The sequence below is a fragment of the Altererythrobacter sp. C41 genome, from assembly GCF_016803135.1.
Classification (GTDB): domain Bacteria; phylum Pseudomonadota; class Alphaproteobacteria; order Sphingomonadales; family Sphingomonadaceae; genus Pelagerythrobacter.
Genome location: NZ_JAEVFE010000003.1, coordinates 24,350 through 38,124, shown reverse-complemented (window position 1 = coordinate 38,124; position 13,775 = coordinate 24,350). Strand labels below are relative to the sequence as shown.

Annotated in this window: 11 protein-coding genes; 2 read left to right on the top strand and 9 right to left on the bottom strand. The window is 67.0% G+C overall.

The window, feature by feature from the left end; genetic code table 11:
- Window positions 1–197 precede the first annotated feature (197 nt).
- Both JNO53_RS07130 and JNO53_RS15350 read left to right on the top strand, forming a co-directional pair.
- Complete coding sequence (locus JNO53_RS07130; protein ID WP_238401733.1) at window positions 198–1,550, top strand: pectate lyase family protein; 1,353 nt, start codon at window positions 198–200, stop codon at window positions 1,548–1,550.
- Window positions 1,547–2,671 (top strand): ThuA domain-containing protein, encoded by a 1,125-nt coding sequence (locus tag JNO53_RS15350; RefSeq protein WP_443111166.1) that lies wholly within the window; start codon window positions 1,547–1,549, stop codon window positions 2,669–2,671. The genes JNO53_RS07130 and JNO53_RS15350 overlap by 4 nt, the downstream gene beginning before the upstream one ends.
- Here the strand turns inward: JNO53_RS15350 and JNO53_RS07120 are convergent.
- From JNO53_RS07120 to JNO53_RS07080, 9 genes are all read right to left on the bottom strand, one after another.
- Window positions 2,668–4,248 carry a carboxylesterase/lipase family protein gene (locus JNO53_RS07120; RefSeq protein ID WP_203109136.1) on the bottom strand — a complete coding sequence of 527 codons (1,581 nt, stop codon included), beginning with the start codon at window positions 4,246–4,248 and terminating at the stop codon, window positions 2,668–2,670. The genes JNO53_RS15350 and JNO53_RS07120 overlap by 4 nt on opposite strands.
- Window positions 4,248–5,564 carry a xylose isomerase gene (xylA, locus tag JNO53_RS07115; RefSeq protein WP_203109134.1) on the bottom strand — a complete coding sequence of 439 codons (1,317 nt, stop codon included), beginning with the start codon at window positions 5,562–5,564 and terminating at the stop codon, window positions 4,248–4,250. Before xylA ends, JNO53_RS07120 begins: the two co-directional genes overlap by 1 nt.
- Window positions 5,561–7,015: a xylulokinase gene (gene xylB / locus JNO53_RS07110; protein ID WP_203109132.1), complete on the bottom strand. Its 1,455-nt coding sequence runs from the start codon at window positions 7,013–7,015 to the stop codon at window positions 5,561–5,563. The genes xylA and xylB overlap by 4 nt, the downstream gene beginning before the upstream one ends.
- Complete coding sequence (xylE, locus tag JNO53_RS07105) at window positions 7,015–8,439, bottom strand: D-xylose transporter XylE (protein WP_203109130.1); 1,425 nt, start codon at window positions 8,437–8,439, stop codon at window positions 7,015–7,017. The genes xylB and xylE overlap by 1 nt, the downstream gene beginning before the upstream one ends.
- 48 nt (window positions 8,440–8,487) lie before the next feature.
- Entirely contained in the window at window positions 8,488–9,495 is a 1,008-nt protein-coding gene (locus tag JNO53_RS07100) for a sugar kinase (RefSeq protein ID WP_203109710.1), read from the bottom strand.
- A 5-nt stretch (window positions 9,496–9,500) separates the two neighbouring features.
- Complete coding sequence (gene kduD / locus JNO53_RS07095; protein WP_203109128.1) at window positions 9,501–10,256, bottom strand: 2-dehydro-3-deoxy-D-gluconate 5-dehydrogenase KduD; 756 nt, start codon at window positions 10,254–10,256, stop codon at window positions 9,501–9,503.
- Window positions 10,253–11,095 (bottom strand): 5-dehydro-4-deoxy-D-glucuronate isomerase, encoded by an 843-nt coding sequence (gene kduI / locus JNO53_RS07090; protein WP_203109126.1) that lies wholly within the window; start codon window positions 11,093–11,095, stop codon window positions 10,253–10,255. The genes kduD and kduI overlap by 4 nt, the downstream gene beginning before the upstream one ends.
- Before the next feature lie 13 nt (window positions 11,096–11,108).
- Window positions 11,109–12,545, bottom strand: a complete 1,437-nt coding sequence (uxaC, locus tag JNO53_RS07085) for a glucuronate isomerase (RefSeq protein ID WP_203109124.1) — start codon at window positions 12,543–12,545, stop codon at window positions 11,109–11,111.
- A 101-nt stretch (window positions 12,546–12,646) separates the two neighbouring features.
- On the bottom strand, window positions 12,647–13,711 hold the full coding sequence (locus JNO53_RS07080; protein WP_203109708.1) for a LacI family DNA-binding transcriptional regulator: 1,065 nt from the start codon (window positions 13,709–13,711) through the stop codon (window positions 12,647–12,649).
- Window positions 13,712–13,775: the final 64 nt, after the last annotated feature.

Here is a 13,775-nt window from a genome sequence, read left to right as displayed (position 1 = left end):
TGTCTAAGCCAGACGACGACATGGCCGGGGAGAACGAACTCTGGAGTTGAGGCAATGACGGCGCCCCTTCACTCTCTCCCGCCGATGCTGCGCTTGTCCCGCTCAGTCATCATCCCGGTTGTAAGATGTAAGTAACCGGTGTCATAAGACTGCGCCCGGCGCGAGACGCTGTCAAGACCGGTGATGGGAGAGAGATGATGATACGTGTTCTGCTACCCCTTCTGCTGCTGATCGTGGCCTCGCCGCTACGCGCGGAAGCCTTTCCGGATGCTGCAGGGTGGGCCGCGGTGACCGAAGGCGGACGCGGCGGTGCGATCATACGGGTCACCAATCTGGATGCCGACGGGCCCGGCTCGCTCAAGGCGGCGCTCGAGGCGCCCGGCCCGCGAATCGTGGTGTTCGAGGTCGGCGGTGTGATCGATCTCGGCCTCACCACGGTGAATATCGACGAGCCCTACCTCACCATCGCCGGGCAGACGGCACCGTCACCCGGCATCACCGTCATCCGCGGCGGATTCGACATCCGTACGCACGACGTCATCGTTCGCCACATCCGCATCCGCTCGGGTGTATCCGGAAAGCCCAGACGGAGCGACTGGGAAGCCGACGGCATCTCCACCGTCGCCGCCCGCAACGTGATCGTCGACCATTGCTCGATCACCTGGGCCGTAGACGAGAACCTGTCCGCCTCCGGCCCGCGCTTCACCGGCGAGACGGTGGAGGAATGGCGCGCGGGAACTTCGCGGAACATCACGTTCTCCTACAACATCCTCGCCGAAGGCCTCGCCCACGCCAGCCATCCGAAGGGAGAGCATAGCAAGGGCTCGCTTATCCACGACAACGCGACCGGCATCCTCATCTACCGCAACCTCTATGCCCACAATTACGAGCGCAACCCGATGCTGAAGGGCGGTGCCCAGGCCGCGGTGGTGAACAACTTCATCTTCAATCCGGGCGCACAGGCGATCCATTACAACCTGATGGATCTGGAATGGGGCGACCATCCGCACCAGGCCGGCGAACTCTCGGCGGTCGGCAATGTCCTGCGCGGGGGCTTCTCCACCCGCGACGACATCGCCTTCCTGTCGATTGGCGGCGTCGGAGACCTGCGCTACTACGGTCGCGACAACATCGCGGTCGGCCGACTGGGCGAGCCGCTGCCGATGTTCGGCCGTTACACCACCAGCCCTGCGAAGATCCTCGAAACCGACGAGCCGCCCGTCTGGCCTGAGAACCTCGACGTGCTCCCGGCGAATCAGGTGGAGACGCATGTCCTGCGATATGCCGGCGCCCGCCCGTGGGACCGCGACGCGCATGACATCCGCGTCGTGTTCGATGTCGCCGAGGGCCGCGGAGAGATCATCGACAGCGAGGAGGAAGTCAGCGGCTATCCGGTGGTCGAACCCACCCGGGCGCCCTTCGTCGCGGAGGAGTGGAACCTCGATACGATGGAGCCGAAATCCGGGCGCTACCCCGGCCAGACGGACGATTTCGTCCAGCAGCCGACCAGCACGCGCGACCGGCTGATGCGGCAGCAGGAGGCACAATGATGGCCGCAGTAGCGATGCGAATCATCGGCGCGCTCGCGCTGATCCTCACCCTTGCGTTCAGTCCCGCGGCGGCCTGGGCCGCGCCGAAGGTCCTGCTGTTCAGCCACACCACCGGTTACCGCCATGCCTCGATCGAACCCGGCATTGCCGCGATCCGCACTCTCGCCGAGCGGGAGGGGTTCACGCTGGTCGCCTCGGACGACCCAGCGGTTTTCGAGAGCGGCGGACTGGACGGCTTCGCCGCAATCATCCTGCTCAACACCACGACGGATCGGAAGAACCCCGCCTCCGAATGGCTCGTCGGCCCGCGCCGGGCGGGATTGCAGGCGTTCGTACGCGGCGGCGGCGGCGTGGTCGGCATCCACGCGGCAGCCGATTCGCACGCGCACTGGCCCTGGTACCGGCGGATGATCGGCGCGCAGTTCGCCCGTCACCCGGAAGGAACGCCGACGGCCGACCTCCAACGCGCCGACGCCGATCACCCCGCCGCCCGTGTGCTGCCCGAAAGCTTCCGGCGCACGGACGAGTATTACCTGTTCGAAGACTTCGACCCGACGGTCACCCTTCTCGCCACGTTCGATCCCGCTTCCATCCGCGAAGCGGCGGTCAATCCGAAACCCGTCGCCTGGACGCACCGTTTCGAGGGCGGACGCGTCTTCTACACGGCGATGGGGCACACACCTGAAAGCTATTCCGAGCCGCTGTTCCTCGCACATCTCGCCGCCGGTCTGCGCTGGGCAGCCGGCCTGCCACAGCCAGCCGCAAAGGGCATCGTGATCGACGAGAAGCAGGTCGTCCGGCAGGAGCCGCCGCCGCACGGCGCTATCGGCATGAGCACCGCCTACAGGATCAGCGACGCCGCACCGCAGCGGACGATGGAGTTCCGCAAGCGTGTGCTCCATCCGGGTGCCGCGATCGGCATCCATCCGATCAACCATGACGAAGTCTATTATGTCCTATCGGGCGAAGGCGAACTCGAGAGTGACGGGCGGAAGCAACGGTTGGGACCCGGCACGGCGGCCTATCTCTATGCCGATGCGGAAGTCGGCATCAGGCAAGTCGGACCCGAGCCGCTGGAACTCATCATCTCCTACCCTCTGCCCGCGCGAACGGCCGACTAGCTCCCCGGCTGGATATAGGGGACCCGGCCGAACAGTTCGCGCTCCCACTGGCGTGGGTCGTTGGTCAGGCGGACCTCTGTGCCGAACAGCATCGTCTGTCGGTCCGGCAAAGTATGGACCGGCCATTCCGGTATGCCGCCATGGTTTGGATCACCAACGCGCGCGAGCGCGATGAAGGAATCCATCATCCTCCTGCTCAACTCTCGCGCCTTCAGCCCGGTACCGGTGATCGATCCTTCCGCGTCGAGCGTGCCGAAGACGAGCGGAATATCGATCGTGTGCGGTGCGCCGCGACGCGGCTCGACCGGCGACTGATAATCGACCCGATAGACCCAGGTCGGGGTGCCGGCCCGCGCGCGCTCGTCCGCCTCGATCACCTGCCCGCGCCAGCTCCGCCCAGCGGTCGTGGCGGCGTAGAAGACCTGCTCCGGCGTGTAGGCCGGATAGCGCTCGCGGAACTGTGCCACGACCCATTCGGGATGAATGTCGATCCGCAGCTCGGGCGCCATGCGCTCGGCGATGTTCGACCAGTCGAGGCCGGTGATCTTCGGCCCGTCCGGATCGACGAAGGCGCGTGTCTCGTCGAGCGTGTTGCCGAGGATCATCGGGATATGGTTCGACTGCGGATTGGCGTCCGGCCAGAACGGGTGCCGGGTGAGCCATTTCATATCGAGCACCGGGCCGAAATAGACCCGGCCGCCGAGCACGGGATCGGTGGCATCGAGCCCCTCCACCAACGCCTCGGTCGGCATAGTGAGCAGACGGCCAAGATCGCTCTCCGGAACGCCGAGGTCGGCGAGGAAGGCGTGGGTGCGGGCTGTGGCGTTGAGCGGGCCGGAGGCGGTGACTTGCTGTCCGCTCATCGTCGCGGCGCTGTGGAACAGGCCCTTGGCCGCAGGCATGCCCATCATCGTCGCGATCTTCGCGCCGCCGCCCGACTGGCCGAACACCATGACCCGGCCGGGATCGCCGCCGAAGTTCGCGATATTCGCGCGTATCCACTGTAGTGCGAGAATCTGGTCGAGCTGGCCGGCATTGCCGCTGTCCGGGAAGCGCGAGTCCAGGCGCGAGAGGTAGAGATAGCCGAAGGCGTTGAGGCGGTGGTTCAGCGTGACGACGACCACGTCCCCGCGCGACGCAAGATGATGGCCGTAGTTCAGCGGATCGACCACGCTGCCCGACGAATAGGCCCCGCCGTGGATGTAGACCATCACCGGCCGCTTCGCGCGCGGGTCGGGCCCCGGCGTCCAGACGTTGAGGAACAGGCAATCCTCACTGGTCGAGGCGTAGCGGTCGCTCCGCTGCGGGCAGGACGGCGCGAAGGCCGTCGCATCGGCGATGCCGCTCCACGGCTCCGGCGCGCGCGGCGCCTGAAAGCGATGCGGCCGCGTGTTCTGTCCGTAGCGAAGGCCGCGGAACACGTGGAGGCCATCCTCGACCGTGCCGCGCACGCGGCCCTTGGTCGTGGAGACGACGCTGCTCCGCTCCGGCGCGGCATAGGCCGCGGCCGGCAGCGAAAGGGCGGCGGCGGCCAGGGCCGAGTTGCCGAGGAAACGGCGGCGGTCGATCCCCTCCATCACGCGAACCTGTTCACCAGGTTTTCGAGGTATTCCTGCCGGCCGGAGGGAGGCCGTCTGTCGCCGTTCGACTGCAGCGCATGGTCGGCGAGGTCCGCGAGGCTGAGTTCGTTCAGCGCCTTGCGCCCGAACTCGTCCCCCCAGCCGGCATAGCGGTCCTCGACGAACTGCCCGAGCTGCCCGTCCTCGATGATCGCCGCCGCGTTGAGCAGTGCCCGCGCGAGAACGTCGATGCCGCCGATATGGCCGTGGAACAGGTCCACCGGGTCGATCGACTGCCGGCGCACTTTCGCGTCGAAGTTGAAGCCGCCGGTGGTGAAGCCGCCGCCTTTCAGGATCTCGAGCAGGGCCAGTGTGAGCCCCGGCACGTCGTTGGGAAACTGGTCGGTATCCCAGCCGTTCTGCGGATCGCCGCGATTGATGTCGATCGATCCGAAAATGCCGAGCGCCATCGCGGTGGCGATCTCGTGCTCGAAGCTGTTGCCGGCGAGCGTCGCGTGGTTGGCCTCGATATTGACCCGGACCTCGTCGACCAGCCCGTAGCGTTCGAGGAAGCCGTACACGGTCGCCGTGTCGCGATCGTATTGATGCTTGGTCGGTTCATGCGGCTTGGGCTCGATCAGGATCGTGCCCGAGAAGCCGATCTTGTGCTTGTGCTCGACCACGAGGTTCAGGAACCGGCCGAGTTGATCCATCTCTTGCCGCAGATCGGTGTTGAGGATCGTGTCGTAGCCCTCACGGCCGCCCCACAGCACGTAGTTCGCGCCGCCGAGCCGGTGTGTCGCCTCCAGCATCTCACGCACCTGAAAGGCGGCCCAGGCGAAGATTTCGGGATCGGGACTGGTCGCCCCGCCCGCGGCATAGCGCGGATGCGAGAAGAGGTTGGCCGTGCCCCACAACAGCTTCACCCCGCCCGTTTCCATCCGGCGCGCCATCTGATCGACGATGTCGGCAAGGTTGCGGTGATGCTCTTCCGGCGTCGCGGCGGTCGCCATGGCGTCGACATCGTGGAAGCAGAAGAACGGCGCGCCCAGCCGCTCGAAGAAATCGAACGCGTTCTCAAGCTTCAGCGCGGCGCGCTCGGGCGTGCAGATCTCGCCCGGCATCCACGGCCGGTCGAACGTGCCGGCCCCGAAGATGTCGGCACCCGGCCAGGCGAAGCTGTGCCAATAGCAGACCGCCAGCCGAAGGTGCTCGGCCATCGTTTTGCCCAGCACCAGCCTGTCGGGGTCGTAGTGGCGGAAAGCGAGCATGTTGTCGCTGTCTGCGCCTTCGTAGGCGATCGGCGCGATGTCGGCAAAAATCCTGTCGGTCATTGTTCGCCTCGAAAGTGGGGTTGGAGGGCGGAGTAGAGAGCGCGGAAGCGCTGCTGGCGTTCGGCGAAGTGGGCGGCGCGGCCGGGGTCGGGCTCTTCGACGCCGGTGACGGCGGGCGGCTGGATCGCGGCGTCCGCATGCCCTTCCACGCAGAGCCGGGCGAGGCGCGCGGCGCCGAACGCCGGCCCGACCGCGCCCGCTTCCCTGAACACGAGCGGCCGGTCGAGCGCGGCCGCGATGATCGCGCCCCAGAACGAGGAGCGCGAGCCGCCGCCCGCCATTGTGATCGTCTCCGGCGACGAACCGGCCGCGACGATCGTGTCCAGCCCGTCGCGCAGCCCCATGGCCACGCCTTCCAGCACGGAAAGGGCAAGCTCCGGCGCGCCGGTGGTTGCGGTCATGCCGAAGAAGACGCCTTGTGCCTGGGGATCCGCGTGCGGCGTCCGCTCGCCGCTGAGGTAGGGGAGAAAGATCGGCCGCGAGCGGTCCAGGCGCGCCTGTTCCGCAGCCGCAAGCAATGCCGGCGCGTCGTCCAGACCGAGCAGCGCAGCCGCCCAATCCAGACATGCGGCAGCGCTCAGCATGACCGACATCTGGTGCCAGCGCCCAGGCAGGGCATGGCAGAAGGCGTGCAGGCCATTGTCTGGCGCGGCGCGGAACCGATCGGTCGCGACGAAGCACACACCCGAGGTGCCGAGCGAGAGGAAGCAGTCGCCTGGATCGACGACGCCGAGCCCGACCGCCGCCGCGGCATTGTCGCCCCCGCCCGCCGCGACGGGCACTTCGCCCATTCCCCAGCGAGCGGCGAGGGCTGGCCGGAGCGTTCCGGTCGCCTCCGGCCCTTCGTGCAGGCGGGGCATCGCGTCCACGCCGAGATCGGTGGCGGCCAACATGGACTGCGACCATGCCCGCACCTCGACATCGAGCCACAGCGTTCCGCTGGCATCCGACACATCGGTTGCCTTCTCGCACGTCATTTGCAGGCGGACGTAGTCCTTGGGCAGCAGCACGGTGCGGGTTCGCGCGAACAGGTCGGACTCGTGCTCCCGCACCCAGAGGAGCTTCGGCGCCGTGAAGCCTGCCATCGCGGCGTTGCCCGTGATGCGGCGCGTCCGGGGCTCCACCTCCTCCAGCAAGCGGCATTCCGCGCCCGAGCGGCCGTCGTTCCAGAGGATGGCAGGGCGGAGCGGCCGGTCGGCATCGTCGAGCAAGGTCGCGCCGTGCATCTGGCCCGCGAGGCCGATCGCGCGGACCGCCCGGCGATCCGCTTCCGGCAGCGACAGGACGGCGGTTTCGGTCGCTCGCCACCAGTCGTCGGGGTCCTGCTCGGACATCAGCGGTCCGGGGCGGGATACCGACAACGGCGCCGATCCTTCGCCGCGCAGCCGCCCTTCCCCATCGATCAGGACGGCCTTCACGGCGGAAGTGCCGATATCGATCCCGAGATACATCAGGCGCGCTCCGCCTTCCACAGCAGGCCCATCTCCTCGAGTGTCCGGCCTTTCGTCTCGGGCAGCATCTTCCACACGAAGAGCGCCGCGAGCACCGACATGGCGCCATAGAGCCAGTAGGCGAAACCGTGGTTGAACATCGCCACCAGCGTCGGGTCACCGTCGAGAATCTTGAACGACCATGAGACGAGGAAGTTGGAAATCCACTGCGCGGTAACGGCAAGCCCCATCGCCTGGTCCTTCACCGGGTTCGGGAAGATCTCCGCCAGCAGCACCCAGACCACCGGTCCCCAGCTCAGCGCGAAGCCGGCGATGTAGACGAGCATGGCGAGAAGCGCGCCCAGCCCGAGGCTGTCGACGTAGAACAGCGTGCCGAGCGTCGCCATCGAAAGCGCCATGACTATCGCCCCGGTGATCATCAGCGGCTTGCGGCCCCAGCGGTCGACGGTGAGCATGGCGATCACGGTAAAGCCGAGATTGACCGCGCCAACTGCGACCGTCTGGAGCAGGGCGGTATCGGTCGACGCGCCCATGCTCTTGAAGATGAAGGGCGCGTAGTAGAGCACCACGTTGATCCCGACGAACTGCTGGAAGATCGACAGCAGCAGGCCGACCGCGATCAGCGCCGCGCCGTAGGAGAACAGCGGCCGGCGCGGCACCACCAGCGACTGGCGGATCTCATCGAGAAGACCCGGGCGGCGGAGCCCCAGTGAGTGAAGCACTCTCACCGCGCCTTCCTCGTCCCCCTTCTGCACCAGCCAGCGCGGGCTTTCCGGAATGAGGAAGAGCATGCCGAAGAACAGCACGGCCGGAATGCATTCGGAGGCGAACATCAACCGCCAGCCGGTCGTCAGCACCCATTGCTCGTCGCCTTGCCGGGCAATGCCCCAGTTGACGAAATAGACGACCAGCATGCCGCCGATGATGGCGAGCTGCTGCCAGGTGACGAGTTGTCCACGCCGTTCGGGCGGCGCGATCTCGGCGATATACATGGGCGAAATCATCGAGGCGAGCCCGACCCCGATCCCGCCCAGAATGCGATAGACGTTGAACAGGGTGAGCGCGTCCGCCCCCATCGATCCCGGCGCGCCGAAACCGATCTCCGGCCATGCCGATCCCACCGCCGAGAGGAAGAACAGCACCGCCGCGAGGATCAGCGACCGGCGGCGGCCGAACCGCGTCGCCAGCATTCCTGCCAAGGCGGCGCCGATAATCGTACCGATCAGCGCGCTCGCGACGGTGAAGCCGGCGAGACTGTCGCCGGCGTTGGGCGAGAGGCCACGCGGGTCGATGAAGTTGACGTCGATCGCCTCGATCGCGCCGGAAATGACCGCCGTGTCATACCCGAACAGCAGCCCGCCCAATGTTGCGGTCAGCACCGCGAACGTGATGGAGCCGCTTTTCCCTGCCACCTTCTGATGCATCCATTTCCTCCCGAGGGCCGCTTTTGCGGCTCCTGATGTTGTCGGCGGCTATCGGCGGACGTCGAACCCTCCCGCCAGGAACGCGTCGATATCCTTCTGGCCGAACACGCTCGCGTCGCCTGGCAGGCTATGTTTCAGGCAAGTGAGCGCGAGCCCCGTGCGGGCGGCGGCGTCGATGTCCTGCCCCGTCCGCAAACCATGGAGCACGCCGGCCGTGAAGGCATCGCCCGCGCCGATCCGGTCGACGATCCCGGCAACGCTCACCTCGTCCGTCTGCGCCGCGCCGTCCCGCGCGTCGATGCGCGCCGAGAGGCGATGGTGATCGACATTGTCGAGATGCCGCGCGGTCGACGCGATGAGCTGGAGTTGCGGAAAGGCCTCGAACGCCGCCTCCGCCGCCTCGCGCCGCCGGTCGGGGCCGTCGCCGTCGAACCTCTCGCCGAGCAGCAGCGAGATGTCGCGGTGATTGCCGAACAGGATGTCGGCCTTCGAAATCAGCCGGGTCAGCGTGGTCCTGGGATCGCTGTCCCATGCCTCCCACAGCCGCGAGCGGTAATTGCCGTCGAACGAGATCGGCACGCCCCGCGCCTGGGCAGCCTCGGCCGCGCTCAGTGCCGCCTCGGTACCTTTCTGCCCCAGAGCGGGCGTGATACCCGACAGGTGCAGGCGATCCGCGCCGGCGAGCAGACCATCCCAGTCCCAGGCATCCGGCGGGGCTTCGGCAAAGGCAGAGCCCGCGCGGTCGTAGATGACGTCGGTCGCGCGCAAACCCGCGCCCGTCATCACGAAATAGAGGCCCATGCGCCCCTCGCGCCGCTGGATACCTCGGGTGTCGACCCCGAAGCCGCGAAGTGCGCGGACCGGTGCGTCGCCGAGCGGGGTCGGCGGCACGGCGCTCACCATGGCGCTGTTGTGGCCGAGGCAGGCGAGCGCGGTGGCGACATTGGCTTCCGCGCCCGCCGTCCAGACGTCGAACTTCGGCGTCTGGAGCAGCAGTTCCCGCCCCGGCGGCGAGAGGCGCAGCATGATCTCGCCGAAGGCGACGAAGCGGCCCATCGCTCTCAGCGCGCTAGCCAACCGCCGTCCACGGCGAGCACGTGCCCTTGCACGTAGTCCGAGGCGGAGGAAGCGAGGAACACAGCCGCGCCGCCGAGATCGGACGGATCGCCCCAACGTCCCGACGGGATGCGCTCGAGGATCTGCCGATTGCGGCTCTCGTCCGCCTGCAGGGCCGCGGTGTTGTTGGTCGCGATATAGCCGGGCGCGATGGCGTTCACGTTGACGCCCTTGCCCGCCCACTCGTTGGCGAGGAGCTTCGTGAGCCCGGCGACACCGCTCTTCGAAGCGGTGTAGCTCGGTACGCGAATGCCGCCCTGGAAGCTCAGCATCGAGGCGATGTTGATGATCTTGCCCCCGCCCTGCCCGATCATGTGCCGACCGGCTGCCTGACAAAGAAAGAACACCGACTTGAGATTGGTATCGACGACCGCGTCCCAATCCTCCTCGGTGAATTCGACCGCGTCGGCACGCCGGATAATACCGGCGTTGTTGACGAGGATGTCGAGCCCGCCGAGCTCGGACAGGGTATGGTCCACCACCTCCTGCACCGGTTCGATGGTCGAGAGATCGGCACCGATCAACGCGGCCTTGCGCCCTAACGCGCGGACCTTCTCAGCCGTCTCGTCGGCGCTGGAGCGGCCGACCAGCGCCACGTCGGCGCCGGCCCCGGCCAGGGCGATGGCGATTCCCTGGCCGATACCGGTGTTGGCGCCGGTTACGACCGCGACTTTTCCGCTGAGGTCGAACATCGCGGTCACTGGAGCTGACAGATGTCGAGGACGTTCATGTCGGTGTAATCCTGGTTCTCACCGGCCATGGCCCAGATGAAGGCATAGGCCTTGGTGCCCGCGCCCATGTGGATCGACCACGGCGGCGAGATCACCGCCTCGTCGTTCTGCATCACGATGTGCCGGGTCGCCTCGCCCTCGCCCATGAAATGCATGACGCGGTCGGCTTCGATGTCGTCGAGCTCGAAGTAGAAATAGATCTCCGAACGCCGCTCGTGGATGTGCGGCGGCATCGTATTCCACACGCTGCCGGGCTTCAGCACCGTCAGGCCCATGACGAGCTGGGCGCTTTCGCACACCCCCGGGATCACGAGCTGGTAGATCGTGCGCTCATTCGATTCCTCGAGGCTCCCGCGGTCCAGCGCGTTGGCCTCCGCGATCGAGAGCTTGCGGGTCTGGAACGCCTTGTGCGCGGGGCAGGAGGCGAGGTAGAACTTCGCGCCCGGGCCGGCGAACGTCACGTCCTTCGCGCCCATGGTAACGTAAAGGCAGTCCTTGTTGCCGAGGGTGAAGCTCTCGCCGTCCACGGTGACAGTGCCTTCGACCTTGCCGACGTTGACGACAGCGAGCTCGCGCCGTTCGAGGAACGGATGCCCGGCTGCGGACGGTGGTTCGGTCTGGTCGGGCAGCTTCACCGTGCCCGACCCCACCAGTACGCCGCCGATCACGAAACGGTCCGCATGGGTGTAGTTGAGGACGCACTCGCCCTCGGTAAACAGGTTCTGGATCAGGTAGCGCTCGCGCAACTCGTCGTTGGAGACGCACTCCATCATGTCCGGGTGCGTCGCGTAGTAAGTTCGTTCAAACATATCCTTCTCCTGTTCAGGTGGCTTGCGCGCGCGGCTCGTCGAGCCGGTAGGCGCGCTTGGCAAAACCATAGCTAAGTTCGTGGGCGAGCTCCGCCGCTTCCCAGTCCTCGATCCGACGCTCGGTGACGAGGCGGGCGAGGAAGGCGCAGTCGACCCGGCGCGCGACGTCATGACGCGCAGGGATCGAGAGAAACGCCCGCGTGTCGTCATTGAAGCCGACCGTGTTGTAGAAGCCGGCCGTCTCGGTCGTCATCTCGCGGAAGCGGCGCATGCCTTCCGGGCTGTCGTGGAACCACCACGCCGGCCCGAGCTTGAGACACGGATAATGACCGGCCAGCGGGGCAAGCTCGCGCGCATAACTGCTCTCGTCCAGCGTGAAGAGGATTATCGAGAGGCCGGGTTCGTTGCCGAACCGGTCGAGCAGCGGCCTGAGCGCATGAACATAGTCGGTCCGGGCCGGAATATCGGCGCCCTTGTCGCGGCCGTACGCCTCGTGGAGCCAGCGGTTGTGGTTGCGGACAGCGCCGGGGTGGATCTGCATGACCATGCCGTCCTCGACGCTCATCGCGGCCATTTCGGTCAGCATCTGGGCGCGGAACAGCTCGGCGTCATCCGTGGTCCATCCGCCGCGGACGATGCGAGCGAACAGCGCTTCCTTGTCCGCCTGCGGCAAATCGGCGGTCAGCGCCGTCGGATGGCCGTGATCGGTCGCTGTCGCACCGGCCGCGCGGAAATCCGCCCGCCGCTTGCGGTGGGCGGCGAGATAGCCGGCCCAGCTATGCACGTCCTCGCCGGTCAGCTCGCCGAAGCGCGCGAGGGCAAGCGCAAAATCCTCGTGCTCCGGATCGATCACCGCATCGGGACGATAGGTCGTTATCACCTGTCCGCCCCAGCCCGACGCGCGGATCGCGGCGTGGTGATCGAGATCGTCCTGCGGCCCCTCGGTCGTCGCCAGCCACTCGATGCCGAAGCGGTCGAACAGGGCGCGCGGACGGAACGCTGGCGTCGCAAGCGCGTCGGTGATGCGGTCGTAGTAGCGATCGGCCGTGGCGGCTTCGAGTCGCACATCGATACCGAACACCTCCGCGAATACATGGTCGAGCCACAGGCGCGAGGGGGTGCCGCGGAAGAGATGATAGTGCGCCGCAAAGAGCCGCCACGCGGCGCGCGGATCGGCCACACACGGACCCGCCTTGCTCGAAACGCCGAGCGCCTCCAGCGACACGCCCTGGCTGTAGAGCATCCGGTAGAGATAGTGATCCGGCGCCAGAAGCAATTCGGCCGGGTTGGTCCAGGCAGCATCGGTGGCGAACCACGCAGGATCGGTATGGCCGTGCGGGCTGACGATGGGGAGCGTGCGCACCTCCTCATAGAGCGCCCGCGCGATGGAACGCGCGCCCGGTTCGGCCGGGAGCAGGCGGTCGGGATCGAGGTTGAGGGGGCGCTTCATTCCTATCCTTCTGGGACGGCGATCGAAGTCGCCTTGCCCCTTTGGTAACCGGTGTCAAATCACGATGCAAGGTGCCTTTACGCGCGTCTGAACAAGGACCGTTATGGGCGTGGCGGCGCCACCGAGGCGCGGCGGACGAGGCTGGAAAGAAAGAACGAAGGCTCGGCCGCGGCCCTGGCGCGATCGCTGGCGTTGCCGACGAGCTTCAGCGCGGCCGAGCGAGCCATCGGAATGATCGGCCAGCGGACCGTGGTGAGTGGCGGCCAGATGTGCGCGGCAATGGCCGTGTCGTCGAAGCCGATGACCGAGAGGTTCTCCGGCACCGACAACCCTCGCTGATTGGCGGCGTGCACGACGCCGGCGGCCATCTCGTCGTTCGAGGCGAAGATGGCGGTCGGCGGCGGCCCGAGGTCCAGCAGCCGGTTGGCGGCTTCGATGCCCGATTCGAACGTATAATTGCCTTCGGCGATGAAGTTTCTCGGCAGTTCGATGCCCGCCGCCTCGATCGCCTGTTCAAAGCCCGCGCGGCGCTCGGCGGCCGAGCGGAAGCCGCGCGGCCCCTCGATGAGGGCGATGAGGCGATGCCCTTGATCGACGAGATAGGTGGTCGCTTCGCGAACCGCCTCGCGGTCGTTCGAGGCGACGAGATGCTCGGGATCGTCCAGCTCCGCCGAACCCATGCGCACGTAGCGGCAGCCAAGCTCGTCGCACAGGTCCGCGAGCACGTCGTTCTCCGAGATCGGCGGCAGCAGCAGGACGCCGAACAGGCGCTGACGGCTGAGAAAGGCGCGGACGTCTTCGAGCATTAGCGGCGAGCGGCGGTCAACCGGGCGCACGACCAGTTCGAACTCGGTCCCTTGCAAGGCTTCCAGTATACCCTGCTGGACGTTCAGAACCGTCTGCGCGTTGGGGTTGTCGTGGATGAGGCCGATCAGGAAGTTGCGGCGGAGCGCCAGGGCCCGGGCCTGCGGGTTGGGCACGTAGCCGAGTTCCGCGATCACCCGCTCCACCCGTTCGCGCGTCTCGCTATTGAGAAGAGTGGAGCGGTTGATGACGCGGCTCACCGTCTTCTTCGATACGCCGGCGAGGCGCGCCACGTCGTTGATCGTCGGTTTGGCGGCCCGTTTCGCCGTCGACGATGCTTTACCCTGTTCCGCCAACGCCATTCCCTCTCTTCGCGACCCGCATAACCACTCCGCTCTTTCCCGCCAAGGCATGGCTCTTGCGGGG

What these genes read in the sequence shown, in the direction of transcription:
- JNO53_RS07130 (WP_238401733.1), top strand. Translation starts at nt 198, where the DNA reads ATGATACGTGTTCTGCTACCCCTTCTGCTGCTGATCGTGGCCTCGCCG.
- JNO53_RS15350 (WP_443111166.1), top strand. Translation starts at nt 1,547, where the DNA reads ATGATGGCCGCAGTAGCGATGCGAATCATCGGCGCGCTCGCGCTGATC.
- JNO53_RS07120 (WP_203109136.1), bottom strand. Translation starts at nt 4,248, where the DNA reads ATGGAGGGGATCGACCGCCGCCGTTTCCTCGGCAACTCGGCCCTGGCC.
- xylA (WP_203109134.1), bottom strand. Translation starts at nt 5,564, where the DNA reads ATGACCGACAGGATTTTTGCCGACATCGCGCCGATCGCCTACGAAGGC.
- xylB (WP_203109132.1), bottom strand. Translation starts at nt 7,015, where the DNA reads ATGTATCTCGGGATCGATATCGGCACTTCCGCCGTGAAGGCCGTCCTG.
- xylE (WP_203109130.1), bottom strand. Translation starts at nt 8,439, where the DNA reads ATGCATCAGAAGGTGGCAGGGAAAAGCGGCTCCATCACGTTCGCGGTG.
- JNO53_RS07100 (WP_203109710.1), bottom strand. Translation starts at nt 9,495, where the DNA reads ATGGGCCGCTTCGTCGCCTTCGGCGAGATCATGCTGCGCCTCTCGCCG.
- kduI (WP_203109126.1), bottom strand. Translation starts at nt 11,095, where the DNA reads ATGTTTGAACGAACTTACTACGCGACGCACCCGGACATGATGGAGTGC.
- uxaC (WP_203109124.1), bottom strand. Translation starts at nt 12,545, where the DNA reads ATGAAGCGCCCCCTCAACCTCGATCCCGACCGCCTGCTCCCGGCCGAA.
- JNO53_RS07080 (WP_203109708.1), bottom strand. Translation starts at nt 13,711, where the DNA reads ATGGCGTTGGCGGAACAGGGTAAAGCATCGTCGACGGCGAAACGGGCC.